Genomic DNA, 279 nt, shown 5'->3' on the forward strand with positions numbered 1-279 from the left:
CGTGGCCTTGTGCTGTTGGCGCAGTTCCATGGAATCGCTGCCGATGCGTCCCAGCTTGCCCATGAGTTCGGCAGGAGTGGAGAGGCCTTCGACGAAGTCACTCTGCTATTGGCTGCCCGCAAGCTTGGCCTGAAGGCCAAGATCTCCCGGATGCCGGCCGGTCGCCTGTCCATGGCGAACTTTCCAGCGCTGGCTTGGGGAGCGACGGGCGAAGCCTTTCTGATTGCCCGCATTCAAGGCGACCAGGCGCTGATCCACGATCTCGCCGAGCGGCGTCCG

The 279-nt window shown here is 63.8% G+C and carries 1 protein-coding gene; it reads left to right on the forward strand.

Features of this window, described 5'->3' with window-relative positions; translation table 11 throughout:
• Positions 1 to 279 (forward strand): cysteine peptidase family C39 domain-containing protein (locus JR064_RS22965; RefSeq protein ID WP_241093265.1); only part of this gene is annotated, 279 nt, incomplete at both ends.

It is taken from the genome of Xanthomonas bonasiae (assembly GCF_017163705.1).
In the GTDB taxonomy this organism is placed as follows: Bacteria; Pseudomonadota; Gammaproteobacteria; order Xanthomonadales; family Xanthomonadaceae; genus Xanthomonas_A; species Xanthomonas_A bonasiae.